This is a genomic window from Sedimentibacter sp. MB31-C6 (assembly GCF_035934735.1).
GTDB lineage: Bacteria > Bacillota > Clostridia > Tissierellales > Sedimentibacteraceae > Sedimentibacter.
Genome location: NZ_CP142396.1, coordinates 1005263 through 1029295, shown reverse-complemented (window position 1 = coordinate 1029295; position 24033 = coordinate 1005263). Strand labels below are relative to the sequence as shown.

Below are 24033 nucleotides of genomic sequence, written 5' to 3'. Positions count from 1 at the left end.
TAGTAGTTTTGGGTAAATTTTTATTTTCCATTTTGTTATTGATGAAGTTTTCTTAAAGGCTATGGCTTTAAGTGCAAGTGACAACAGAATAATCGATTATGAAGAAAAGAATCAAACTTCCTTTATTAAAACAATGGAAGCATATGTACAATGTAATGGCAATATTAACAAAGCTTCTGCACAATTATATATTCATAGAAATACATGCATTTATCGTATTTCAAAAATAAAAGAATTATTTCAAATAGATATAGATGACCCATATGTAAGGGCTGATATTCTAAATTCTTTATCCATTTATAGTTTTTTTGAATAATAAGAGGGGATTGTTATGAGTAGGTTAATTCGTTATGCAAATTTGAATGATTCGAAGGTTCTAGGTAAAATCCATTCTCAGATATGAACAAATATAATTACTAGTAAAGTCAAGGGAATTGTCCCTTGACTTTTAAGTTATCCTAAATATCTAATTTGCTTCTTAATTTCTCAAGCATGTCCTTTGTCATGGAACCTAGGTCATATTTCGGGTTCCAGTCCCATTCCTCTCTAGCAGCGGAGTCATCTAATGAATTTGGCCATGAATCAGCTATTTTTTGCCTTATTGGATCAACATCATAGTCTAGCTCAAATTCAGGTATAAACTTTCTTATGGATGTAGCTAGCATTTCTGGATCGAAGCTCATAGCAGTAACGTTAAAAGCATTTCGATGCTTAAGTCTATCTGGATTTGCCTCAATTAACTCCATAATTGCACTTAATGCGTCCGACATGTACATCATATCCATGTAAGTGCCTTTACGAATAAAGCTAGTATATTTTTGGTTTTTTAAGGCTTCATAATATATATGAACCGCATAATCTGTTGTTCCTCCTCCAGGCAATGTCTTGTATGAAATAAGACCTGGGAAACGGACACCTCTTGTGTCAACACCGAATCGTCTAAAGTAATAGTCACTCAATAATTCACCTGCTACCTTTGTTACTCCATACATAGTTGTGGGTCTTTGAATTGTTTCTTGGGGAGTTTCGTCCTTTGGTGTTGAAGGACCGAAGGCGGCAATTGATGAAGGTGTAAATACCATGCAATTTTTCTCTCTGGCTGTCTCTAACACGTTATACAACCCATTCATATTTATATTCCAACATTGTTGAGGATTTTTTTCTCCTGTGGCTGATAGTAATGCAGCAAGGTTTACAATGGTGTTTATTTTGTGTTTATCCACTGCAAATGACAATGATACTGGGTCATTGACATCAATGATTTCAAATGGACCAGATTCAATTAGTTGTTCATGACCTTTTTTCACTCTTCTGTTACTCGCCACCACATTGTCAGAACCATAAATCTTACGCATTTTTACTGTTAATTCAGAACCTATTTGTCCTAATGCACCCGTGATTAATATTTTTCTCACATTATACCTCCCATATTAATTACTTGATATTATGCTATAATAATATAAATATATTCAAAAATATTATTAATTAACAATTATTAATAATGATAACTTCATGCCTTGAAAATTTAATGTATTTTTTTCTGTATTATATATATATCCAGAATTTCAATAATTAAAACTTGGATAAAGAATAAAATAATATAATTGAAAATAAATGATGCATAGAATACTCGCCATAAATGTAAAACTTGTTTACAAAGCTTTATAGGTTTATTATAATTATTATACAGAGATGAAAATCCTGTAATTGTAATATAAATGGAGGTATTGAAAATGTATAAAATAGTAAAAACTTATAGACAATCAATAGCTGCGACACGCTTTATTGGAATAAAATACGGTGATGAGGATCGTATTGATGGAAGTTTTAGTGCGAAATGGCATGAGTGGTTTGCAACTGATTATTTTAACATACTTGAGTCATTACTAACGAATGAATTTAAGAGCGCTTATGAAGATAATAATGCGTATGTAGGATTAATGCGTTGGAAAGATGGTGAGGAGTTTGAATATTGGATAGGAATGTTTACTCCAGAAGGAACTAAAGTGCCTGAAGGTTATGAGTATGTGGATTTTCCTGATTCCTATTTGGGGGTATGTTGGTTACATGGTAGTATGGAGGAAATAATTTGCAATGAAGAAGTATGTGCAGATAAACTTTCTGATGATGGGTATGAAGTAGTAGCAGATGAAAAAGGGGCATGGTGGTTTTTTGAACGATATGCATGTCCGCGTTTTACCGAACCTGATGAAGAAGGAAAAATAATTCTTGATATATGTCATTATGTCAAATAGCGTTTAGATAAAAACTGGAGGGAAAAATTGGAACAAAATTTATTGAATCTATTAATGAAAAGAAGATCTGTTAGAATTTTTAAGAATGAAAAGCCAGATAATGAATTAATACAAAATATAATCAAAGCTGGATTGTTAGCACCTTCATCTAAAAATAAGAAACCGGTTGAATTTATAGTAATAGATGATAAAGAAACAATACTTAAACTAAAGGATTGTAAAAATAAAGGCAATATTGGACTTGATACTGCACCATATGCGATTGTAGTAATTGGTGACAGTGAAAAAAGCGATGTTTGGATAGAAGATGCTTCAATTGCAGCTTCATACATACAATTGGAGGCAGAAGAGTTAGGCTTGGGAACTGTTTGGATTCAAATGAGAAAAAGAATTAGTAACCAAGATAACAACTCTGAATCCGAAGTGCGAAAGGTATTAAATATACCTGAAAATTACGGTGTTCTATGTATAATAGCTGTTGGCTATAAAAATGAAATCAAAAATCCTTACAATGAAAATGATATTGATGCTTCAAAGGTACATTATGGAAAATATTAGAATTACTGTACCAAAACAATAAAGTATTTAATTACTCGAATTCAATTTATATAATACCTTTTGATTGTTACTTGGATCGTTATATTCGAAAGTATAATTATCAATCCATTTAGGAGAGAATGCTTTAGCAATAGGTGTTTCAATTTGTATGTTTTTAAATATATTGTATAAGAATAAGTTAACTTCTTTATTACTTTGTTTAAATTCATTGTAGGTGTCAATATCACATTCCAACCTATAGGTTCTAACTCAGTCTGTAAATCTGAGTTTATAATTTCATTATAAACTCTTTTATCTTGTCTATCCAATATTTTTAGATTTCTAATGTTTTTTAAATCCATATCCTTTAATTCTATATATTTTTCTGGATTTTCGATAATGATAAAATATTCTCCATTAGGACTACAAGTAATTTATAAGGAAAGAATTTCTAATGACAGAATATCTTCTTAAAGAAATAACGGGTATTACATATAATGGGTTGGCGGAAGAAAAAAATAGGAAAATATTATCAGATTATGAAAAATGATAATTATGAGTACATTATAAATTAATCTAATAAAAACTTTTTCTTTTTTTCCTTGATATTTTGGAGTAAAATATTAGAATAAAGAACAAATGTTCGGATATTTTTATATGAGCTTTTTAAGATGGGGTAAGAGGGGAATGAAAAAGCAAAGCTAGAATTATATAAAAAATTTTTACCATGTATAAAGAAATTTGGAAGGAAATTATTTTATGAAGAAGCAGAAACAGATCTTACAATATTTTTACTAGAATTTATTAACAAGGTAAATTTAGAAAAGTTCAAAAGTAGAAAAGATGAATTAGCAACAACACAAGGGGCATGGGCTTTATTATCTATTGCTTTAATATTTTATATACTTAAAATATAAGAAAAAAGAGATGTAAGGCAAGAGGAAAGAGAAAGTAGCTACCAAACTATAATTTCTGGTCTAAGTTAAAAATTGAATATTGTTGAAGATATTAAAAATGATATTGGTGAAATAAAAAATTCTTTAAAAAAATAAATTATTTTTGAAAATGGGTTTACATTCTTCAAAAAAAATTTGCTTTATATATATATAAGACAAAATTAACCTAGGGAATTGAGTTTTATAAAATAAAAATTAAAAGGAGAATTTAAAATGCCAAGTAAACTTTTAAAAACAACTACAAAAACATTTTCAGGAATAGAACTTACAAATTATGTAAATGATGCAAGAGGAACAGAATATGAGGTATTATCAGCTGCAATTATAGGAGCAGGTATAAGTATTGTTTCCGCTGCGTGTGGGAAAAAAATGTCTGGAGTAATTGCAACAGCTTTAGGGTTGGCTATAGGTGCAAGTACAGTGGTTAATGCAATTATAGCAGGTTTCGATGATTCTGATTTATCTAGTACTATTAAAAAAATGGATGATGATGATAAATTAAAAGTTACAACTAAATTTTATGAATGGTCATCAGGAAGTGGAAATTCATACACTTACACAACTAAAGTAACTTATTCAATAGTTTAATTTTAAATCAGTTATCTATTAAGTATCTACAGATATTAGAACCAGCTAAGATTTTAATCTTAGCTGGTTCTAATTATTTGAAAACTTCTTATACGTATATATACAATTAAGGCTTATTAATAATCCATTAAAAACGAGTGTCATTTGTACAAAGTTATATACCTTATAATATTTATATAAAGCTATAAAGAAAATAATAAGAGAAAAGCCATAAATTATAATCTTAGTTACCTTATAAATGTTACAGTTTAAGGTTTTAACCATAAAGTATGTGGATAAAACAATATAATAAATACTTATATAAATATGGTTATACTCAATTATTGGACGATTTACATCGAATTTTTGTAAAGCTATTTCTAAAGTTAACATTTCATTTATCATTAAGCAAGATATAATAGTATAAAAAATCAAATGTATTGAATATATAACTACAATATAAAAAATTTTTTTATTAATATTATTCATTAACATAACTCCCTGTTTTTTTATATTTAATCAACTTAATATATTAATTTATCAATGCTTTGTTATGTCATGAAATGTAGATTTTGCAAATAAATTATTAGGTTCTTTTATAAAATTTATAAATTTATTTGATTTTATATTAGTTGATAGAGATGTGCTTTTAATTAATGATTGTAATTCTTTTCTTGAACCTATGACCTCTTGAACAGCGCTTATTTCTCTTTATAGACATTGCATCACCTCATATGAAAGTATTGTCAATTTACAATTTATATTAATTCATAAATATATAATACAAAACTAAAACAAGTATATGATATATTAGTTTTATAATAAAGAATAGAATAATATAATTAATATCAGAAAAACTTGAGTTTTTATGTTCTGACCGTTTTTTTACTTTTTTGTACGCATTACTCTAATTATATTTATAATAATAGTAGGAAGTATAATCATTTTTAATGCTTTGTTATATTCCGAATGCTATTCAAAGCAAATAACATTAATACAGTATATCATATTGGTAAATTTATGTAAATATATAATTTCCTTGAGTTTCCGTAAAACAATCCACAAGACCGCAAAACACAGTTTCACTTATCACAAGATTAAAAAAAACGTTAAAAATATAAGGAATCCCAATCAATTTTGTAGTATAATTAGATTAACACAAAATAACACACTAAACAAAAAAGAAAGGATTCCTTATGTCTAATCTTACTACAAATACTTACACTTTGAAAAGAGAAATTTTAAATTTTCAAATAAACTTTCTAAAGAGCTTACTAAGCCCGATAGAAAGTTTATTGCCGATATTACTTATGGTATGTTAGCCTCTAACAGCTGCCTTTTAACTGATATTTCAGATCAGCTTCATGAAGATTCTAAAAAGGTCAATATTGTCGAAAGACTTACTAGGCATCTTGATGATGGTATTCCTAAAAAAGCTTTAATTTCATATCTTCGTAATGTCCGTAAATGGATACCGGATGATCCTGTGGTTCATATCGATGACAGTGATGTTGTTAAACCATATGGTCATAAGTTTGAAGATATTGAAGCTATGAAACGAGGTGAAGATTTTTAAGTCTAAAGAAGATGTTGTTAAAATCGCAAGATTATATTTTTCCCGTTGGCGTATCTAGGAATATTTCCGTGCCAAAAAGCAGGTGTTCAAGTTTCTAAAATGTAGGGGACGCATTGCATGCGTCCCGCGGTGCGAATACAATGCGCACCCTACATTATTAATCTATATAAACTTGTGGTTATAAAACATATACAAAATGCTACAGTTGTAGGTATTAAGAATGCAGCAATAGTCCATTTCAAACTTCCGGTTTCTTTTTTTATAGTCCAAAGTGTTGTTGAACAAGGCCAATGCAGCAGACTAAATAACATAACGTTAAGAGCTGTTAATTCTGTCCAACCATTATTGACTAATACAGTTCTTAAAAATCCTATACTTTCAAAATCAGTTAGTGTTCCTGTTGACAGATAAGCCATTAATAAAACTGGAAGTACTATTTCATTAGCAGGCATACCTACGATGAAAGCCATTAGTATAATACCGTCAAGCCCAATAGTTTTAGCTAATGGATCGAAAAATTGTGCTATATGAACAAGAATACTTGTATCACCTATAAATATATTAGCCATAAGCCATGTAGCTACTCCTGCAGGCGCAGCTACAACTACTGCTCTTGAAAGGACAAATATAGTTCTGTCAATAATTGATGTATACATAATCCTTCCTATTTGAGGTGCCCTGTAAGGTGGTAATTCTAATGTAAAAGTAGATGGAACACCTTTTAATATTGTTTTGGACAAAATATATGATACTAATAGTGTTACACAGATACCAATTATAACCATCAAGGTAATAGTTAAAGCAGGGATTATGTTATTTGTAAAGGAATTAGATGATATTGCAAAAAATGCTGACGCTAGTATTATTAAAGTTGGAAATCTACCATTACAAGGAACGAAATTATTTGTTATAATTGCAATTATCTTTTCTCTTGGTGAATCAATTATACGGCAACCTATTACACCTGCTGCATTACACCCGAATCCCATACACATGGATAGGTTAAAATATGCTATAACATATAAACCTATAGCAACTTAATTTCTATGAAATCTATTAAGTTATAATTTTAAAAGAATTAATAAAAATATAACTGCAATTAGTAATGGGCTTTGGTAAAATAGCAAAAAAATAAGCATAAATTTTAATAGTTAGGAAATTTTTACAAGTTATGATATAATATTAGAAATATTTAATTCAGAATTGTAGAATTATGTTAAGTTGTAGTATTATTTTAAATGGGGGTATCGTGTGGTTGAATTGAATTTACATGATTTTCAAAATATTATTAATAATAAAAAATGTGCTTTTTTATGTGGAAATGGATTTAGCATTAATTTTGATAATGACTATAAATATATTTATGATAGCTTGTTAAAGGCACATAAGAAAATAATTCATAATGCAAAATTAGAACCATATCCTAACAAAATCAGTACAAAAGTTCTTACGGATAACTTTAATAGTATAAAGCAGGAGATGTATAATTACAATCAATTTGATTTTGATAAAATTTTTAATGATGGTATACGATTTGCTGAAAGTATATTAGAAAATGAAGAAATTGTAAAAGAATTGTATAAAAATGGTCTTTTGAACGATTTGAATTTTGATATTTCTCAACTGAGCTTAGCTAAGAATATAGTTACCAAAGGACGTAGATATGGATATAAGTATGTAAATATTGAATATTGGACTATTTTAATTTACTTTTATTATGTTATAAAAAGAGTTAACTCGGAAAAATATCAATTTCCATCAGAGAACAAATTTATTTATTTAATAAGAGTAGGAAGTAAAAATAGTAATCCAATTTTAGGTGATAGCGGTAAGAATTTAAATCAATTTATTATGACAAATGGATTTAACTTATATTATAGAACTTTATTTTCTACAGCAATACTTTGTGATGGAAAATCAGTTTACTGCAGTAAGCTGACAAATTTAAATATTATTAATAAGAAAACGCTAATACCTTTTTTAGATTCATTTAAAATACTAATGACATTAAATTATGATCATATTTTAGAATACTTAACAGGAAGAGATGTGACACATATACATGGTGAATATATTGTTGGTAAAAAACAATATGTGTGGTACTGTAGTTTAGGTATTGAAGATCAAGGACATTACATAAGTTTCTCTGATATTTTAGTTGGAGATTATTTTGTCAATAAAATTTTTGCAAGTGTTATGAATAGTAATATGGATGGAATAGGGGACATAAAACAAACGGTTAAATTTTCGCAATCTATTGAAAAAAATATTAGGATGAATAATGTAACACATATAGTGATATTTGGGATGAATATAGATAATGATCAACATATAATTATGAATATTATGTTATCTTTAGAGGATAGGATTAATCAGGGGGTAGGAATTATATATTGTTATCATAAGGAATCAGATAGGGAAATTTTTGAAAAAGAGTATCAAAAAGAGGTCATTACTTTTAAAAATAGAGATGTTGCAGAACGAGTAAGTCAAATACCTATTTACTATATAAAATCACAAGATATTTTAGATAATTATTTTTAATAAGAATAAATAACTATAATTATATTTGCTAAAAGAAATATGGCTTGATAGATAAATGATTATGGTAGACAAATTTTTTTCACTTGATTAAGTCTATAAATTAATTGCTGGGTAGTAATATTTAAATTGATAATTAATAAAATGAACTAAAAATTAAAAACACATGTAATTATTATCTAATAACATGCGTTTTTTTATTTCAAAAAAATAGAAGGAGATACTTATGTGTAAAGTAATTGCTATAGCAAATCAAAAGGGTGGAGTAGGTAAAACAACTACTACTATAAGTTTAGGAATAAGCTTGTCAAAGCTTAATAAAAAAGTTTTATTAATTGATTTAGATGGACAAGCAAATTTAACAATGTCATTAGGTTATGAACCTGATGAACTCGATGATACAATTACTAACTTAATAGAGAATAGGATAATTGACTACAATTATAAAATTGATAAAAGCAAATATCTAATAGAAACAGAGGGAATATGTTTGTTACCAGCTGATATTGGATTATCAAGTATTGAAGTAAAAATGTTAAATACATTGAATAGAGAAAATATATTAATGAATATTGTTAGAGATTTCAAAGATATGTTTGATTTTATATTAATTGACTGTTTACCATCATTAGGTAATCTAACGATCAATGCGTTAGTTGCATCTGATAGTGTAATTATACCTGTTCAATCTCAATATTTATCAATGCGCGGTATGGAGCAGCTATTAGGCACTGTAAAAGGAGTTAAGGCTCAGATTAATCCGAATTTAGAAATAGAAGGAATTCTTATAACAATGTATGATAAACGTACAAATTTAAGTAAAGAGGTTTTAGAAGTTATAAATGAAACGTATGGAGATTATATAAAAGTATTTAATAGTACAATTAAAATATCTACTAAAATAGCAGAAGCACCATCACAAGGGTTAAGTATTTTTTCATATTCGCCTAATAGTGAAGTTGCAAAATCATATGAATCACTAGCAAGGGAGGTATTAGATAATGAGCAAATTAAATCTAAGTAAAAAATTAAAAGGTCAAGATTTAATAAGCGATATAATAGGCAAGCCAGATATAAACGATAATAAGGAAGACATAAAACATATAAGAACATATTTGCTCATACCATTTAAAAATCATCCGTTTAAATTATATGAAGGTGATAAGTTAAGTGATCTAGTAGAAAGTATAAAAGAATATGGAATACTATCTCCTGTAATAGCAAGAGAGATTGAAGATAGAGATGAATTAGAGTTGCTAAGTGGACATAATAGAGTAAATGCAGCAAAGATAATAGGTCTTGAAACTGTACCAACTATAATTAAAAATGTAGATGATGATACTGCACAAATAATTGTTGCTGAAGCAAACTTCAGGCAAAGGCAAAGCTTTTTACCATCTGAAAAAGCTAAAGCATATAAAATGCAATTAACAGCATTAAAAAGGCAGGGGAAAAGAAATGATATTAACTTATGTTCCAATGGAACACATGTTTTTAAAAGTAGAGAGGAGGTAGCTAAAAACAATGACACATCTGCAGCACAAATAAGAAGATATATAAGACTTACATATTTAACAGATGAATTATTAGAGCTGGTAGATAATAATAAGTTATCATTTAGGCCAGCAGTTGAGATTTCATATCTATCTTCAGAAAGCCAAAAAATAATTGAATCACTTATAAAAAACCAGGGTATGAAAATATCACTAAAACAGGCTAGTATATTGAAAGAAAAAGAAAAAGTAGAAAAACTTAATTTGAATTCTATACTTGAAGTTCTTTCAAAAAAGAAAAATGTAAAAAGAAAAATTGAAATACCTTTTGAAAAAGTAAAAAATTATTTTGATGGAGATATTTCAGATAAAGAGATGATTAATATAATATTAAAGTTATTAGATAATAATTTTCAGGAGGAAATATGAAAACAAAAATATATTTTACAGTTGAAGAGTTAACACTTATTAAAAGCCATAAGAACATTAATTCTAAAATTGGCAGAGAAGAATTAATAGAAATATTAAAAAACAGTATTAAATACTCAGAAGATGATTTATTAAAGGATTGGATGTCAGATACAGTTGAAAAGTTGGAGCAAATATCAGATGAAGAATTCAATGAAATTAATTTTATATTAACAATGGATGCAGAAGATTAGTAGTCTTCTGTTTTTTAATTAGGAGGGAGTACAGTTATGGAAGATAAGGTTAAAAAATTATTAACTCAGTTAGAGGATGGAGTAAAGGAAGTATTTGATTCTGAAAAATATAAAAATTATCTAAAAACTATGTCTAATTTTCATAATTACAGTTTCAATAATACATTATTGATATGTATGCAAAATCCAAATGCTTCATTAGTTGCAGGTTTTAATACATGGAAGAAATTAAAGAGAATTGTAAATAAAGGTGAAAAAGGAATAGCTATTCTAGCACCATGTAATTTTAAAGCTTATATCGAAAAAGATAAATTAGATCCTGATACTAACAATCCAATTATTAATGCTAATACAGGAGAAATTGAAAAAATAAAAGTACCGGCAATGCCTAACAGATTTAGGACCGTACATGTTTTTGACATAAATCAAACAAAGGGAGAACCAATTCCTAATTTAGTTGAAGAATTAAAAGGAAACATAAAAGATTATAAAAACTTTATTGAAAGTCTAAAAGCGATATCAATCTTTCCAGTTAAGTTTGAAAATATAGATGGTGAATGCAAAGGGTATTGTGATTTTAAGGATAGAATAATTGCAATAAAAACTGGTATGGATGAAAAGCAAATTGTAAAAACAGCTATACATGAAATAGCACATTCAATACTTCATGGTAAAGAAAATAGTGATATAGATAGAAAAACTGCAGAAGTACAAGCTGAAAGTGTAGCTTTTGTTGTATGTAATTATTATGGTATAGATACAAAGGACTATAGTTTTGGTTATGTGGCTGGTTGGAGTGAAAATAAAGATATTAAGGAATTAAAGAATTCATTATCAGTCATTCAAAAAACATCAAATTCTCTTATTAATCAAATAAATGAAAAAGTAAAAGAATTAGTTAAATCTAAAGATGTTATTGAAGTTAAAAAAGACAGAAAATCATTAAAGGATATAGAAAATCAAATTAAAGATTACAAACAAAATACTGCTATGAAACAAGATAAACAATCATTAACTCAAAGAATATGTAATGAGAGATAAGATAATTCTATGCTTATGTTCCAATGGAACATAAGTTAAATAAATTCATTATTTTATAGATAAAGTTAATGAAATATGGTAAAATATAATTAAATGGAGGCGTTTATGAGCGGTTTAAAAAACAAGAAAAGGAACGATTGGGATGTTGTTTTGGGAATACATAAAACAAACAATTTTGAACCAGATGAAGAATTTAAAAAACTTATTAAAAAAGAAATTAACGGTGAAATATCCACGGAAGACATTATAAAGCTAACGGTTGATAAGTATAAAGAAGATAACTTCTGTTCCAATGGGACAGAAGTAAAAGAAGTTAAGGATTTTATAGATAAATTTGCTCAAATATGATAAAATATAAATGGTTGGAGGTATTATTATGGATGATAAAAGAATAGAAAAAATTATACGTAATGTTAATGCAAATCTATCAATTGAAGGAATGCCGTTAACCAATAACGATAAAATTAGGATGAGGGATTGTTTAACTGGGAATACTACAGTTAATGATACTGTTAAAAAACTTGTGGAAAAACATACTGTGAAAAGAGTGTAACCCTATGAATATTGATTATTCATACAGTTTTGATAATGATATGAAATATTGTTATCCCAATTCTTCTGTATTAAAAAATAAATTAAATATTACAAATGAACAAGATTTGAGCGTAGCTGAAAGAGAAATAAGTTCATTAAGAATAATGGAAATAGAGAATGAACCATTAAAAGGAAAACTTGATTTTAAACATTTAAAAGAAATACATTATAATATCTTTAAGGATATTTATGAGTGGGCTGGACAAATCAGAACTGTTAACATATCTAAGGGTAGTATGTTTTGCTACAATGAAAATATAGATAGTTATGCGGATTATATTTTTAATAGGCTTAAAGAAGAAAACTATCTCTTTAATGAAGGTAAAGATGCTATTCATGATAGATTTTCTTTTTATATGAGTGAGATTAATGCACTGCATCCATTTAGAGAGGGAAATGGACGTTCTCAGAGGATGTTCATGTCTTATTTGGCAAGAGTAGCAGGGTATGAATTGCATTTTGAAGAAATAACACAGAAAAAGATGATTGAACTAAGTTCACTTGCCTTTAATAATGGCCATGAAGAATATATAAACATGTTTAAAAAAATAACAAGGCCAATTTCTAATCAAGAGCAAATGAATTTTATTGAATCTATTGGTTTAAAATTATTTTTTACAAAAAATAGAAATACTTTAAAAAACATTAAACAAGATATAAATACATATAGAATTGCTAATGGTAATAATAAAAATATAAAAATAGAAAAGTCTAAAGAAAGATAACTTCTGTTCCAATGGGACAGAAGTATATAACAGCTGTAATAGTTACGGCTGTTTTTTATTGCTTAAAAACGAAAGGAGGAGCTTAATGTATACACAATATCAAATAAACAAAGCAAAGAGTATGGATCTATTGGACTATATAAGGCAAAGAGGTTATTCTCTTATTCAGTCTTCTGCAAGTGAATATAGACTTAAGGAGCATGATAGCCTGGTAATATCAAATAATAAGTGGATGTGGTTTTCACAGGATATTGGTGGTGATATTCTGGACTTTGTGACTAAATATGAAGGCAAAGGCTTTAAGGAAGCAATGGAAATACTACTCGAAGAGAAAGGGCAGGAAAAGGTAAAAGAATATGATAGTAATGCTGTAAGTGAAAAAGTTAAAAACATATCAGAATTGCCAGAAAAGGCTGAAAATTATAGAAGATTGTTTGCATATCTTAATAAGACTAGAAAAATAGATGTATCTATTATTCAAGATATGATAAATGACGGTAAATTGTATCAAGAAAAGAAATACAATAATTGTGTATTTTTAGGTAAAAATAATGATGGAGAGGTTAAATACTGTCTGAAAATAGGAACTAATTCATATAAAAAATATAAAGGCGAAATAGAAGGGTCAAATAAAGCTTATGGAGTTGAATTATGTTCTTTTTCAGAAAGCAATAAGGTATATATTTATGAATCTATTATTGATGCCATGAGCCATGCAACAATAATAAAAAATCAAGGAGGTAATTACAAAGAGCATAGCAGAATATCTTTAGGATGTGTCGGCTATGTAAAGCTTGAACAGTTTTTAGAAGATAATCCAAAGGTAAAAATAATTGTTTCATGCTTAGATAATGATAAGGCAGGCATAATGATGACAAAAAAAATAAATGAGAAATATTCAGAAAAGGGGTACATTGTTAAAAGGATACTTCCGATAAAAAAAGATTTTAATGATGATCTAGTTGAACTTAATAGCAGAAAATCGCTAAAAGATTTAAAGTCTGATATTTGTAGTTATAAATCAAAAAATGAAAATATGCTAACTGAAAGAAAAAATAATTTATATGAAAGTAAAAGTAGGTGATTTTATCAATTCAAAACTAATTACTTTCTGGTCCCCTGTAAAACGTCAAGGTTGTAGTACAAACATAGCTTTATATGCTTCATATTTATCTCATGTAATGGATGAAACTGAAAAGGCTGTAATATTTAGTATAAATGAAGGTATAGATGCTTTAGATTATTTAACTTCTAATTCCATTAGAAATGGAATGAATGATTTATTATTTTTAAATGAAATGAATAATATTAATTCTAAGGAAGATGTATTAGTTTATACACATAAAGTATCAGAAAATCTTGATGTTTTAGGTACTGGAAAAAATAAAAAAAAGATAGATAAAGAATATAAAAAGATATTGGAATTACTTAATATGTCATATAACTATATTTTAATTGATTCATGTACAGATAATGATATTACAACTACTGAAATATTAAAAATATCAGACTTAATAGTTATATGTATGCAGCAAGATAAATTTGTATATGAAAGTTTAGACTTAAGTATTTTTAAGGATAAAAAAGTAATTTGTTTAAGTTCATTACACAATTATAAAAGCGAATTAAATATTAGCAAACTACAAATGTTGATGCCTATGCAGGTATACCCTTTATGTCAAAGTGATAAAATAGGCCAAGCAGTAAATATGCAAAATATATATAACTTTATTAATAGTGAATATAAGAAAAAATCTAACATTATTATTGAATTAAATGAAATATGTAAAGAAATCCATAGACTTATTAATTTAGAAAATCTTAATATTACATATGAAATAAAGAAGCAGAAGAATTACAATGATCAGCAACTAGAAACTAATGAAATTAATAAACCTGAAATAAAAGTAATTAAAGAGTATAAAGTTATTAAGGCAAAAAACAATATTGCAATAATGAATTTAAGTGAAGGAGCAGGTTCAACTTTTATAACATTAAATATTGCGTATATGCTAAAAGATAAAAATGTAGATGTTGCTGTAATAGAAATACCACATAAAGATATGAAAGCAGATATATATAATATTATTAGCGATGGTGATGATAATTATATTTCAGTAGCAGAGATGATAAATTCTAATACTCTTAATACTAGCAAAAATAATTCGTTTATGAAGAATAATATAAAGTTTTATATTAACAATGGAAGAATTGATAATTGGAATATGGACAATAACATGGAATTTATAAACATTATTAGTAAGGATAGTACAATAAATATATATGATATTGGAAGTCGAGAAATAGATGAAAATATAAGCTTTTTACTAAACATTATTGATGTTGTAATTGTAATAATAGACCCAATGCCATATAAGTTATTACAGTCAGAGGAAAGAATAAATTTAATCAATAAATTGGAAGAGAGAAATATTAATGTAGTTTATGCTTTAAATAAGTATATAAAGGATTTAAATAAAAAGGATATTGAAAAATATTTAAATATTAAGATTTCATCATTAATACCATTCATTGAACCTGAAACAATGTATGCAGCTAATTATTCTAATCAATCAGTATATCACTTTAAAAAAGATGAAATATTTCAAGAGAGTTTATCCAGAATTCTTAATCAAGCAAATATATTAGAATATGAAAATCAAAACAAAATAAAGAAATTTAAATTATTTAAATGGAGGAAATAGAGGAAAATTTGAATGAGAAATAATTTAGAGCTAGTATTGCATAGCATAAAAGTTTCATATTTATCATTTTTAATATCTTTACGAATGAATTTACCTTTTATAAATATAGTTCAAATTATAATTTCTGGCTTACTACATGACATAGGTAAGTTTAGCTTAAATCAAAAAATATTATATAAAAAAGAAAAACTTAGTATTACTGAGTTTGAACATATAAAAAATCATGTGATATTAGGTTGGAGATTGCTTAAAAAATTTCATGTACCAAGTAACATTTGTACAATGGTACTACAACATCATGAGAATATGAATGGTACGGGCTATCCTTATGAATTGAAACAGGATGAAATATACATAGGCTCTAGAATAGTAAAAGTTGCCGATGTATATGACTCACTTACTTCTAACCGTATATACAGAAGTAAATATAGAAGTAGAGAAGCTTTAAAGATTATGCTTAAAGATATTGAAAGTTATGATTTAAATGTACTCAGAACTTTGATTAAGTTGGTAAAGTGTTTTAATAGTAGGATTATATTTCGATGTAAAGAATATTCAGATGAGAATTAGTAAATGAAATATTTTTTAAAATTACTTCTACTTATCATATATGCTAAGTTAGAACAACTCTATTTTTGCCCCCTTGGGCGGAATAGAGTTTTTTGTCTTTAGAAATGATTAGAGTTCCACGTTAAAGAGTAAGGAGTACAGAGATGGAATTAAATAAATTAATATATTTGATTACGATAATAATTCTTATTTACATAGGATTTATTGATTTTAAACAAAAGATAATTCCTGATAAGCTGAATATTCTAATTTCTATATTAGGCATTATTAATGTTATTTATGATTTTGGGAATATAAAATCTTATTTAATATCTTCAGTTTCAGTATTTGCATTCTTTTTATTCTTAGCAATGGTTACTGATGGAGGTATAGGTGGCGGAGATATTAAGTTGCTTACAGCTTTAGCTTTGATATTTGGTAAAGATATTCTTTTAGTATTACTTTTTACCTATACAACTTCAATTATTGTATTGATACCGGGCTTGTTTTTTAAGAAGTTAAAGTTTAATTCAAGTATAGCATTAGGACCATTTGTAGCATTTGGTGTATTGGTAAAAGTTATAATTTTATTATAAGAAGAAAGGAAAATGGTGATGAAAGAAAGGCTTAAAAAATTTAACAGAATAAGTAATTATAAGATTGTTGCAATTTGCGTTCTGCTGATTGCGGTGATGATGTATTATTACGAAGAAGTAAGGGAGGAGGAAGTTGTAATACCGACTCAGCAAGTGATTGTCTTAAAAAATGACATTCCTGAAAACACAGTAATAACTGAAGCTATGTTGTCTAAAGAGACAAGAATTGAAGATGAGTTTGTAAAAAAGGCTGATATCGTAAAAACTATTGATGATGTTCTTGGCAAAAGAACGAGAGTACCTTTATATGAGGGCGAACTGATTAGTAATAAAAGATTATTAGTTAATGATGATTCAGCTAATGAGGTAGGGAAGACAAAAATATCTTTACAAATTAATGAAATAGACCGCGCACTTGGTTTAATGAAAGGTGATTTTATAGATGTTTGGGTATGTCCTATTGTTCCTGAAGTAGATACAGTTAATTATACAGAGACATATAAATTATTTGAAAAAGTTCAGATAATTGAAGTAATTAATAATGACAAACAAGTAATTGATAAGAATGAAGATTATAAAGATTTTGAAAGTGCAATTGCTTTATATGCAATTATTCAGTTGACTGATGAAGAAATAATTGAATTACAAGATGTTGATAAGGCTGTTTCAACTATTAAATTTTCAAAATATAAAGAGAATGAATTGTATTCTATTGTAAGCGAGCAAATAGAAGAAAATCAAGCGAACGAAGAACTTCAGAAAGAAGCAGGTGAAGATAATGGACAGAAAACAAATTAAGGAAAAAATTTATAATAAAATAGTGAATAAGGATGATTTTGGAACAAATAGTAGAGAGCATACAGAACGGTTAATAAACTGTTCTAAAGGTGATTTAGAGGCAAAAGAATATGTTAGAGGCCTTATCAAGCAATATCTTTCTGATGATGATATAGAAGATGATGAGTTGGCAAAAGAAATATTTGCAGAAAAATGGGGGTTAGGAATATTAGAGAAATATGATAGGCCTGATGTTGATGAAATAATGGTACATGGTACGAGAATATTACTTCAGATTAAAGGTGAGCCTATTGAAGTTGAAGAGAAGTTTAATAGTTATGATGAAGTTATTGCAGTAACGAGAAGAGTGTTAGAATTTGATAGGACAAAAGACTTAAATATCAAGAATGCAATGATTTCTGCAAGACGAAAAGATGGATCAAGAATTCAAGCTGTTATTCCTCCAGTTGGTAAAATGCCTTATTTAAACATAAGAAAATTTGAGAGTTTTATGCCTACAACAGAAAATATGTTAAAGGAAGGTACTCTTACACAAGAAGAAATAAATGTTTTAAGTACTTTAGTTAAAGGTAGAGCAAATATAGTTGTTATTGGAGAGATGGGTTCAGGCAAGACTACATTTTTAAAATGGTTAATCCAATTTTTTAATGATGATTTAATTATAGGTTCATTAGAAACTACTTTTGAATTAAATTTAGACAACCTTTATCCTGAGAAATATTTTATACAACTAGAAGAAAGATTACCTGATTATCCTATAGCAGTTGAGTTTGCAACAATGCTAAGACAAAATGTTGATGTAATATTAGTTGGTGAATGTAGAAGTTATGAAGTTAATGAGTTGATCAAAGCAATGTCAAGAGGACATTCTGGTAGTTTAGGTTCTGCTCATAGTATGGGACCAATGGAAGTAATTGATGACTTTGCTGATATGGTTCTTGAATCAGGAAAATCTGTAGATTTAGGTGCTTTAAAGTATAGGATAGCAAGAGCTGTTGATATAGTTGTAAAGTTTAGAAAATTACCTAATAGAAAAAGAGTAATGGCAGGCTTATATGAAATAGTAGCTGATGAAACTTCAATAAATTACAGTTCTGTTCCTTTGTTTGAATTTGAATTAGACGAAGAGGATCCTAGAGATGATGGACGTCATGTTAGGAAAGGTACGATTACAGATAAGTTAAAACAAAAGTTAAATTCTTATGGTGTTTCTATGAATGAAGTAAATAAAGTTTTTGATTAGTTGGAGGTGAGTTTAAAGTTGTGAGGATTGTATATATAGTATTGTTATTAATTGTAATAGCTTTAATTTTAATAGATATTGCATTAAATAATAAGAAAAAGAATTCAAGGTTTAGGCAAAGGCAAGGAGTGGAGAGTAACTTTCTTACTAAACTAGTAGGACATTTTATTAGTAGTCATAATTTTTTAAACAATTTTAAAATGCGATATGCTAATAAATTAAGCCTTATCAATCACCAAAATAAGATACAGAATGCGGTTTTTGTTGATAGGTTTATATTATTTGATATTCTTGTTTCTTTGATGATTGGTCTTATGACGATAAAACTTTTCACGATGTGGTATGTATTCTTTATTGTATTTTTTGTTTCAATATTCTTTATTACATATGTTGGTACTTTATATGTAAGTTTCAAATTAAATAGAATATATTCATTATTTCCAATAGCTCTTCAGTTATTTACAGATGAATATGTATCTTGTAAGAATATAAAGAATGCTTTGAATGAGTCATATCATAAAATGCCTGATAAAATATCGGTGGTGTTTGAGGGTTTAGCAAGACGTTTCGCAAGTGAAAGTAATTATAAAGAGGTGATTGATGATTTTGCTGATGGACTTGATTTTGTTTGGGGATACGCATTTGCTGAACTGTTATTGTTAAGTTATGAAGGTGCTGGAGATATAAGTGAAGATTTAATATATCTTAATGAATTGTCCAATGAAGAAATAAAAGCTGGTGCAGAAACAGAGACAGCTTTATTAGGTAATAAAATGGTATTTATAATATTAAATCTTGCTACAGTTGAAGGGTTAATACTTAGTCTAAAATTGGTACCGATAGCGAAGTATTTGTATTTATATACTCCAACAGGTAATTTAGGAATAGTATTATGGATTGGCGGTTTTATAGTTGGTTTAATGTCATTAACAGTAATGAAATACTTGTAAGGAAGGTGGTAATTTGCAAATTAGATACGTTGTATTGATATTAATTATTATGACTATTGTAATCATTGATGGGAGCTTGAATACAAGGAAAAAAGGTTCGTTTCATCAAATGGTTGTATCTTTATCAAAAACAAAAGCTTTTGAAACTAAGAATAAAGGTAGAAGATATAAAAGGTTACAGCAAGATTTATTGCAATTAGGATTAGGTACACCAGAATATTTCAAGGCTCTTAGTGTTGTAATTACCTTTTTTTCAATTATAGTAGTTGTTTTATTTAATTACTTATACAAAATTAATATGTTTATAAATATTGATGAATTAAAGATTGCAGCTGAAGCAATAGGAAATCCTGAAATAGCACAGATAGATTTTAGTATAGATATTAATTCTATACTGTTTACAGTAATATTAATGCTTATATTACCTCGTCAATTACTTAAGATTGCAGTTGCTGTTAGGGTATTAATGGAAGAAAATGAAGTTTTAATGTTACAGACTTATGCAATGATGATGATTAAAGCAGGAAAACCTGTAAAACTCATACTGATAAGTTTAATGGATAGGTCTAAGTTATTTAAAGGAGTGTTAAGAAAAGCAGTGAATAGTTTTTCGGAAGATCCTTCTAAAGCTTTGCAAATTGCAAGAGAAAATGTTTCAAATAAGGGTTTTGATAAAATAATTAGAGCATTAGAACAAGCATTAAATCATGACAGAGATGTAAGTCTAATATTTTTAAAAAACCATAGGCAAATGACTAAGGAATTAAAAGCTTTAGAAAGGGTAAGAAAGAATTCTATGAAGTCAATAATCAGTACATTTTTATTAATAATACCTTTATTGACATTCGCTTTTATAGCTGGTTATCCGTTTTGGGTTTATTCGTTGAAGGTACTTGACAATGCTCCAATTTAAGATTTAGAGGTGAGTAATGAATAAGATTAAAAAATACTTAAGTAACAATAGAGGTACAAATATACTAAGTTACATTATTATAGTAGCGGTTACTGTAACAATTGCACTAGAAATTATTCCGTATTTTAACAGTACAATTGAGAGCAGAAGTGAAAAGATTATTAGTGTTTTCAATTCAACAGATACTGTAACAAGTGTTGATTGATTTAATATAAAAATTAAAAATTATATAATTAGGAAATTGTAAAATGATTTTTTGATAACTGTTGATAGAATCTAATAAAAAATAGCAAAAAAAAAGAAAAACAAGTTAAAGCAAGTGAAATAATTGGATTTAAGGGCAACCTTAATACACCTACGAACATTGAAATATCAATAACTTTAAGCATTAAGAAATTATGCAATTAGTGGTTTAAGACTTCTAAGATACTGTGGACAACTTAATCTGTGTGCGATAATTGCTGTGAATTGACTAGCAATTCCTGCAATAAGCACATCAGCTTTAGTAGTAAGATGGTCACGAGATTTTCTTCCGGCTATGCACATGTTCATTTTAAAATGGTTAATGGCTCTTTCTACAACAGTACGTATTTTATACAACTCATTCCATTCATCAGAATCACGTTGTAAGCCTGGAAACATACGAAAACTCATATTTTCATAAGTGTAAGTAGTTCTACCTTTTTTGGCAGTGCTGCACGGATTGTCACAATTACAAACAAATTGACCTCTTTCCATATGAACTTTAGGGCATATCCATTTTATACGGTCGGCACGACCCTTTTCACGGCAAGGCCCACAATATTTCATAACCAAAGAGGAGTCATTTGGACATAATGGATAACCATATTCATTGTAACCAACTTTTTTAAGAGTACTTTCATTCCTTGTATTGTAAGGGATAATTGCTTTTTTAAAATTAAATTCATCTTTTAAAAAAGTATAGGTTTCAATAGTATCAAAGGCGGAATCTCCAAGAAAAGTCGATGGGTGAAAATCAGGATGAAGTTCAAAGAAGTCTTGTAAAACCGGTTTTAATGCAGAAGAATCACCGATTGATTTATCCTCGTCAGGGGAATCGGATTTCTTGTCAATTTCAATATCTTGATGCTTTTGTTTGAAGTCATCATCCAAGAAAGCAATATTACGCACAAGTCCTAAACCATTGGTGATAATAGCAAATTTGTCGGCATAACAGAAATGACCATTAATGTACATCTGTTTAGCATCAGGAGAAGATGTAGCTTGAGAAGGCATTAGACCATAAGCCATTTTGTATGGATCAACGTTAAGATTATTCTTATAGTAAGTTTTAAGCTGTCTAATGAGAGTATTCAAATACTTAGGATTGTTTTCTTTAACATATAATTCAATTCCGGAAGTATCAAGTGTAATAATTGAAGCAAGGGTAGAATCGATAGCTTGACAGATAGGTTCAGTATAGTCAACCATTTTAGAGAACATAAGCTCTAATTGAGGTATAAAGGTCTGTTTAAAACGTGTAAACATAGGGGCGTCAGGCACTTTTGTAAAACCACAGAAATCACGCAATTCGCGACATAAAGAAAGTAAATTGATAAGTAAAGCATCAGTAGGAATGGTTAATATCTTCTGCAATATTAAAGCAGATAAAAATCCTTTTAAAGGATAATCCCTTTTTCTGCCTATTGATAAGTGGAAAGCACAGTAAAATTCCACTGGTATGAAATCACATAAATTAATATGTTCTTCTAATAGTGAGAAGAATGTAGATGTGTCAGATGTTAGTAAATCTTGACATTCACTGAAATTTTCAGCAAGTGTTAGCTGAGAGTATTTAATAGACATAAGTTTCCTCCTGTTGTAGTTTTTGTTTGTTGGTACTTACATTATACCATAACAGGAGAGAAATTTATATATAAGATTAACACTAAACCCATCTAAATCAATGGGTTTGGGCATTTAACAAATGCCTAAATTATATAATAAAAAGGAGAAGAAGATGAAAAAAATGTTAAATAACATGAAAAAATGCTTAGAAAATCAAAGAGGAGATATCATTCAATTTATTCTTGTAATTGCTGCTGTTGTAGCAATAGCTTTGGTTGTAATGCCTGATATGAGTGATAAAATAGTAGATCAGGGAGGAAATGCAGTTGATAGAATTAGTGATTTAGATGGATTAATTACAGATGGAGAAGAATAAGAAAAGGACTGAAAGGTATGTTTAAATACTTTAAAAACGAAAATGGTGATGGCAGTATATTAGGCTTTATAATAGTTGCTCCCATATTGTTATGGTTTTTCGTATATATAATTTTTGGTGGAGCATTTTTATTAGAGATTAGTCAGATGAACACCGTTGTAAATAAAACTCTTGATATTGCTTTAGTCGAAGGTCAGTACACTACTAATCTTCGACAAACTTTAGAAGATGAACTAGTAGCTTCAGGTTGTGATATTTCTAATTTAGAAATAACAATCAATCCAAGTATTGCCGGCGATGGCAATAATGCTACATACGTAGAAAGAGGCGAAATGATAGAGGTGATAGTTTTGAACAAGAAACCGCATCCGTTTTATAATATTAATTTTAAAGCTGGTGATGAGAGTAAGTATTATATCGGTGTGCAAATACAAGGAATGAGTGAGAAATGGTAAAGTTTCTGAGGAATAGAAGAGGCAATGCTTTTATATGGATGATTATATTTATATTTATTTTTATAGGTATTTCTACTTTGGTAATAGACTATGGAAATCTATATGTTAAAACTAAGAAAATTAAATATACCATGAATAGAGCTGTTAAAGCAGCGTCTCTTCAAATTAAGGAAGATGGGGAAGAATTAGCGAATGGAGTATTTGAAATAGATGAAGTGAAGGCTGATGAGGCGTTTAAAGAAGTACTTGCTGGTGATTTAGGTCTTAGTGAAACAACATTAGAGCCTAAATCTAATAGTCTTTTATATGCAACGCCAATAATTAAGGAATTTGAAGTAATAAATGATACTTCTACAAGTTATACTTCACCTATAATAAATCAAGTTTACAATATTGAGAATCCAGGTGTAATTGCTACATTAGAATTTCAGATTAAAAGTACATTTTTGGTTACCGATATACAAGTAAGTAAACTTTCAGGTAGTCAGTTAACGAGCGTATATGATTAATTTATATAAATTAGAGATGTTATAAATAATTAAGTTGACAAAATATGTAATTTAGCTGTATAATATTGCCATGATAACTTATTTTTTAAATGTTAGAAAGCAATTAACATAGCTTTGTTTCGTGTTTTGACACGTAGGCAAAGCTATTTTTTTGCTTAGAAGGAGTAAGTATATGAATTGCAA

The 24033-nt window shown here is 28.0% G+C and carries 28 protein-coding genes and 1 pseudogene; 26 read left to right on the top strand and 3 right to left on the bottom strand.

The window, feature by feature from the left end; translation table 11 throughout:
* Positions 1-61: 61 nt before the first annotated feature.
* Positions 62-316: a helix-turn-helix domain-containing protein gene (locus U8307_RS05000; protein WP_326910732.1), complete on the top strand. Its 255-nt coding sequence runs from the start codon at positions 62-64 to the stop codon at positions 314-316.
* A gap of 142 nt (positions 317-458) precedes the next feature.
* Here U8307_RS05000 and U8307_RS04995 read toward each other — a convergent pair whose 3' ends face one another.
* Positions 459-1415, bottom strand: a complete 957-nt coding sequence (locus U8307_RS04995; protein WP_326910730.1) for an L-threonine 3-dehydrogenase — start codon at positions 1413-1415, stop codon at positions 459-461.
* Between the two features lie 318 nt (positions 1416-1733).
* Between U8307_RS04995 and U8307_RS04990 the strand changes: the two genes are divergently transcribed.
* The 5 genes from U8307_RS04990 to U8307_RS04970 all read left to right on the top strand — a co-directional run bounded on the left by U8307_RS04990 (position 1734) and on the right by U8307_RS04970 (position 5891).
* Positions 1734-2255 (top strand): hypothetical protein, encoded by a 522-nt coding sequence (locus U8307_RS04990; RefSeq protein ID WP_326910727.1) that lies wholly within the window; start codon positions 1734-1736, stop codon positions 2253-2255.
* Positions 2256-2282: 27 nt separating this feature from the next.
* On the top strand, positions 2283-2813 hold the full coding sequence (locus U8307_RS04985) for a nitroreductase family protein (RefSeq protein WP_326910725.1): 531 nt from the start codon (positions 2283-2285) through the stop codon (positions 2811-2813).
* A gap of 710 nt (positions 2814-3523) precedes the next feature.
* Complete coding sequence (locus tag U8307_RS04980; RefSeq protein ID WP_326911552.1) at positions 3524-3709, top strand: BhlA/UviB family holin-like peptide; 186 nt, start codon at positions 3524-3526, stop codon at positions 3707-3709.
* A gap of 252 nt (positions 3710-3961) precedes the next feature.
* Positions 3962-4336, top strand: coding sequence for a hypothetical protein (locus tag U8307_RS04975; protein ID WP_326910723.1), 375 nt, complete (start codon positions 3962-3964; stop codon positions 4334-4336).
* A gap of 1294 nt (positions 4337-5630) precedes the next feature.
* Positions 5631-5891 (top strand): hypothetical protein, encoded by a 261-nt coding sequence (locus U8307_RS04970; protein ID WP_326910721.1) that lies wholly within the window; start codon positions 5631-5633, stop codon positions 5889-5891.
* A 149-nt stretch (positions 5892-6040) separates the two neighbouring features.
* On the opposite strand, the pseudogene U8307_RS04965 reads toward U8307_RS04970, so the two are convergent.
* Positions 6041-6892 (bottom strand): annotated as a pseudogene (locus tag U8307_RS04965) (nucleoside recognition domain-containing protein); the annotation flags it as partial.
* A 250-nt stretch (positions 6893-7142) separates the two neighbouring features.
* On the opposite strand from U8307_RS04965, the gene U8307_RS04960 reads away from it, so the two are divergent.
* The 17 genes from U8307_RS04960 to U8307_RS04880 all read left to right on the top strand — a co-directional run bounded on the left by U8307_RS04960 (position 7143) and on the right by U8307_RS04880 (position 20906).
* Positions 7143-8435 (top strand): hypothetical protein, encoded by a 1293-nt coding sequence (locus tag U8307_RS04960; RefSeq protein WP_326910719.1) that lies wholly within the window; start codon positions 7143-7145, stop codon positions 8433-8435.
* 223 nt (positions 8436-8658) lie between these two features.
* Positions 8659-9456, top strand: a complete 798-nt coding sequence (locus tag U8307_RS04955; RefSeq protein WP_326910717.1) for a ParA family protein — start codon at positions 8659-8661, stop codon at positions 9454-9456.
* On the top strand, positions 9434-10354 hold the full coding sequence (locus U8307_RS04950; protein WP_326910715.1) for a ParB/RepB/Spo0J family partition protein: 921 nt from the start codon (positions 9434-9436) through the stop codon (positions 10352-10354). Before U8307_RS04955 ends, U8307_RS04950 begins: the two co-directional genes overlap by 23 nt.
* Positions 10351-10587, top strand: a complete 237-nt coding sequence (locus tag U8307_RS04945; protein WP_326910713.1) for a transposon-transfer assisting family protein — start codon at positions 10351-10353, stop codon at positions 10585-10587. Before U8307_RS04950 ends, U8307_RS04945 begins: the two co-directional genes overlap by 4 nt.
* Before the next feature lie 36 nt (positions 10588-10623).
* Positions 10624-11628: an ArdC family protein gene (locus U8307_RS04940; RefSeq protein WP_326910712.1), complete on the top strand. Its 1005-nt coding sequence runs from the start codon at positions 10624-10626 to the stop codon at positions 11626-11628.
* Positions 11629-11733: 105 nt separating this feature from the next.
* The gene (locus U8307_RS04935) at positions 11734-11976 is read left to right on the top strand and encodes a hypothetical protein (protein WP_326910709.1); all 243 of its coding nucleotides are present in this window, start codon (positions 11734-11736) and stop codon (positions 11974-11976) included.
* Positions 11977-12004: 28 nt separating this feature from the next.
* On the top strand, positions 12005-12181 hold the full coding sequence (locus U8307_RS04930; protein ID WP_326910707.1) for a hypothetical protein: 177 nt from the start codon (positions 12005-12007) through the stop codon (positions 12179-12181).
* A gap of 4 nt (positions 12182-12185) precedes the next feature.
* On the top strand, positions 12186-12947 hold the full coding sequence (locus U8307_RS04925) for a Fic/DOC family protein (RefSeq protein ID WP_326910705.1): 762 nt from the start codon (positions 12186-12188) through the stop codon (positions 12945-12947).
* 85 nt (positions 12948-13032) lie between these two features.
* Positions 13033-14031: a DUF3991 and toprim domain-containing protein gene (locus U8307_RS04920; protein ID WP_326910703.1), complete on the top strand. Its 999-nt coding sequence runs from the start codon at positions 13033-13035 to the stop codon at positions 14029-14031.
* A complete protein-coding gene (locus U8307_RS04915) occupies positions 14012-15652 on the top strand; it encodes a hypothetical protein (RefSeq protein ID WP_326910701.1) in 1641 nt (546 codons plus the stop codon). Before U8307_RS04920 ends, U8307_RS04915 begins: the two co-directional genes overlap by 20 nt.
* 12 nt (positions 15653-15664) lie before the next feature.
* Positions 15665-16222, top strand: coding sequence for an HD-GYP domain-containing protein (locus U8307_RS04910; RefSeq protein ID WP_326910699.1), 558 nt, complete (start codon positions 15665-15667; stop codon positions 16220-16222).
* A 143-nt stretch (positions 16223-16365) separates the two neighbouring features.
* On the top strand, positions 16366-16797 hold the full coding sequence (locus U8307_RS04905; RefSeq protein WP_326910698.1) for a prepilin peptidase: 432 nt from the start codon (positions 16366-16368) through the stop codon (positions 16795-16797).
* Positions 16798-16809: 12 nt separating this feature from the next.
* Positions 16810-17595, top strand: coding sequence for an SAF domain-containing protein (locus tag U8307_RS04900; RefSeq protein WP_326910696.1), 786 nt, complete (start codon positions 16810-16812; stop codon positions 17593-17595).
* Complete coding sequence (locus tag U8307_RS04895; protein ID WP_326910694.1) at positions 17576-18838, top strand: ATPase, T2SS/T4P/T4SS family; 1263 nt, start codon at positions 17576-17578, stop codon at positions 18836-18838. The genes U8307_RS04900 and U8307_RS04895 overlap by 20 nt, the downstream gene beginning before the upstream one ends.
* Positions 18839-18858: 20 nt before the next feature.
* Complete coding sequence (locus tag U8307_RS04890; RefSeq protein WP_326910692.1) at positions 18859-19788, top strand: hypothetical protein; 930 nt, start codon at positions 18859-18861, stop codon at positions 19786-19788.
* Positions 19789-19801: 13 nt separating this feature from the next.
* On the top strand, positions 19802-20701 hold the full coding sequence (locus tag U8307_RS04885; protein ID WP_326910691.1) for a hypothetical protein: 900 nt from the start codon (positions 19802-19804) through the stop codon (positions 20699-20701).
* A gap of 16 nt (positions 20702-20717) precedes the next feature.
* The gene (locus tag U8307_RS04880) at positions 20718-20906 is read left to right on the top strand and encodes a hypothetical protein (protein WP_326910690.1); all 189 of its coding nucleotides are present in this window, start codon (positions 20718-20720) and stop codon (positions 20904-20906) included.
* A 191-nt stretch (positions 20907-21097) separates the two neighbouring features.
* On the opposite strand, the gene U8307_RS04875 is transcribed toward U8307_RS04880, so the two are convergent.
* Positions 21098-22528, bottom strand: coding sequence for a transposase (locus tag U8307_RS04875; RefSeq protein WP_326906634.1), 1431 nt, complete (start codon positions 22526-22528; stop codon positions 21098-21100).
* Between the two features lie 154 nt (positions 22529-22682).
* Here U8307_RS04875 and U8307_RS04870 point away from each other — a divergent pair, with 154 nt between their 5' ends.
* The 3 genes from U8307_RS04870 to U8307_RS04860 are packed head-to-tail and all read left to right on the top strand — an operon-like array spanning position 22683 to position 23850.
* A complete protein-coding gene (locus U8307_RS04870) occupies positions 22683-22886 on the top strand; it encodes a hypothetical protein (protein ID WP_326910689.1) in 204 nt (67 codons plus the stop codon).
* A 17-nt stretch (positions 22887-22903) separates the two neighbouring features.
* Positions 22904-23341 carry a hypothetical protein gene (locus U8307_RS04865; RefSeq protein ID WP_326910686.1) on the top strand — a complete coding sequence of 146 codons (438 nt, stop codon included), beginning with the start codon at positions 22904-22906 and terminating at the stop codon, positions 23339-23341.
* Positions 23335-23850 carry a hypothetical protein gene (locus tag U8307_RS04860; protein ID WP_326910685.1) on the top strand — a complete coding sequence of 172 codons (516 nt, stop codon included), beginning with the start codon at positions 23335-23337 and terminating at the stop codon, positions 23848-23850. The genes U8307_RS04865 and U8307_RS04860 overlap by 7 nt, the downstream gene beginning before the upstream one ends.
* Positions 23851-24033: the final 183 nt, after the last annotated feature.

Coding starts and splice junctions, on each gene's coding strand:
- U8307_RS05000 (WP_326910732.1), top strand. CDS start 62: ATGGCTTTAAGTGCAAGTGACAACAGAATAATCGATTATGAAGAAAAG.
- U8307_RS04990 (WP_326910727.1), top strand. CDS start 1,734: ATGTATAAAATAGTAAAAACTTATAGACAATCAATAGCTGCGACACGC.
- U8307_RS04975 (WP_326910723.1), top strand. CDS start 3,962: ATGCCAAGTAAACTTTTAAAAACAACTACAAAAACATTTTCAGGAATA.
- U8307_RS04970 (WP_326910721.1), top strand. CDS start 5,631: ATGTTAGCCTCTAACAGCTGCCTTTTAACTGATATTTCAGATCAGCTT.
- U8307_RS04955 (WP_326910717.1), top strand. CDS start 8,659: ATGTGTAAAGTAATTGCTATAGCAAATCAAAAGGGTGGAGTAGGTAAA.
- U8307_RS04950 (WP_326910715.1), top strand. CDS start 9,434: ATGAGCAAATTAAATCTAAGTAAAAAATTAAAAGGTCAAGATTTAATA.
- U8307_RS04945 (WP_326910713.1), top strand. CDS start 10,351: ATGAAAACAAAAATATATTTTACAGTTGAAGAGTTAACACTTATTAAA.
- U8307_RS04940 (WP_326910712.1), top strand. CDS start 10,624: ATGGAAGATAAGGTTAAAAAATTATTAACTCAGTTAGAGGATGGAGTA.
- U8307_RS04935 (WP_326910709.1), top strand. CDS start 11,734: ATGAGCGGTTTAAAAAACAAGAAAAGGAACGATTGGGATGTTGTTTTG.
- U8307_RS04930 (WP_326910707.1), top strand. CDS start 12,005: ATGGATGATAAAAGAATAGAAAAAATTATACGTAATGTTAATGCAAAT.
- U8307_RS04925 (WP_326910705.1), top strand. CDS start 12,186: ATGAATATTGATTATTCATACAGTTTTGATAATGATATGAAATATTGT.
- U8307_RS04920 (WP_326910703.1), top strand. CDS start 13,033: ATGTATACACAATATCAAATAAACAAAGCAAAGAGTATGGATCTATTG.
- U8307_RS04915 (WP_326910701.1), top strand. CDS start 14,012: ATGAAAGTAAAAGTAGGTGATTTTATCAATTCAAAACTAATTACTTTC.
- U8307_RS04910 (WP_326910699.1), top strand. CDS start 15,665: ATGAGAAATAATTTAGAGCTAGTATTGCATAGCATAAAAGTTTCATAT.
- U8307_RS04905 (WP_326910698.1), top strand. CDS start 16,366: ATGGAATTAAATAAATTAATATATTTGATTACGATAATAATTCTTATT.
- U8307_RS04900 (WP_326910696.1), top strand. CDS start 16,810: ATGGTGATGAAAGAAAGGCTTAAAAAATTTAACAGAATAAGTAATTAT.
- U8307_RS04895 (WP_326910694.1), top strand. CDS start 17,576: ATGGACAGAAAACAAATTAAGGAAAAAATTTATAATAAAATAGTGAAT.
- U8307_RS04880 (WP_326910690.1), top strand. CDS start 20,718: ATGAATAAGATTAAAAAATACTTAAGTAACAATAGAGGTACAAATATA.
- U8307_RS04875 (WP_326906634.1), bottom strand. CDS start 22,528: ATGTCTATTAAATACTCTCAGCTAACACTTGCTGAAAATTTCAGTGAA.
- U8307_RS04870 (WP_326910689.1), top strand. CDS start 22,683: ATGAAAAAAATGTTAAATAACATGAAAAAATGCTTAGAAAATCAAAGA.
- U8307_RS04865 (WP_326910686.1), top strand. CDS start 22,904: ATGTTTAAATACTTTAAAAACGAAAATGGTGATGGCAGTATATTAGGC.
- U8307_RS04860 (WP_326910685.1), top strand. CDS start 23,335: ATGGTAAAGTTTCTGAGGAATAGAAGAGGCAATGCTTTTATATGGATG.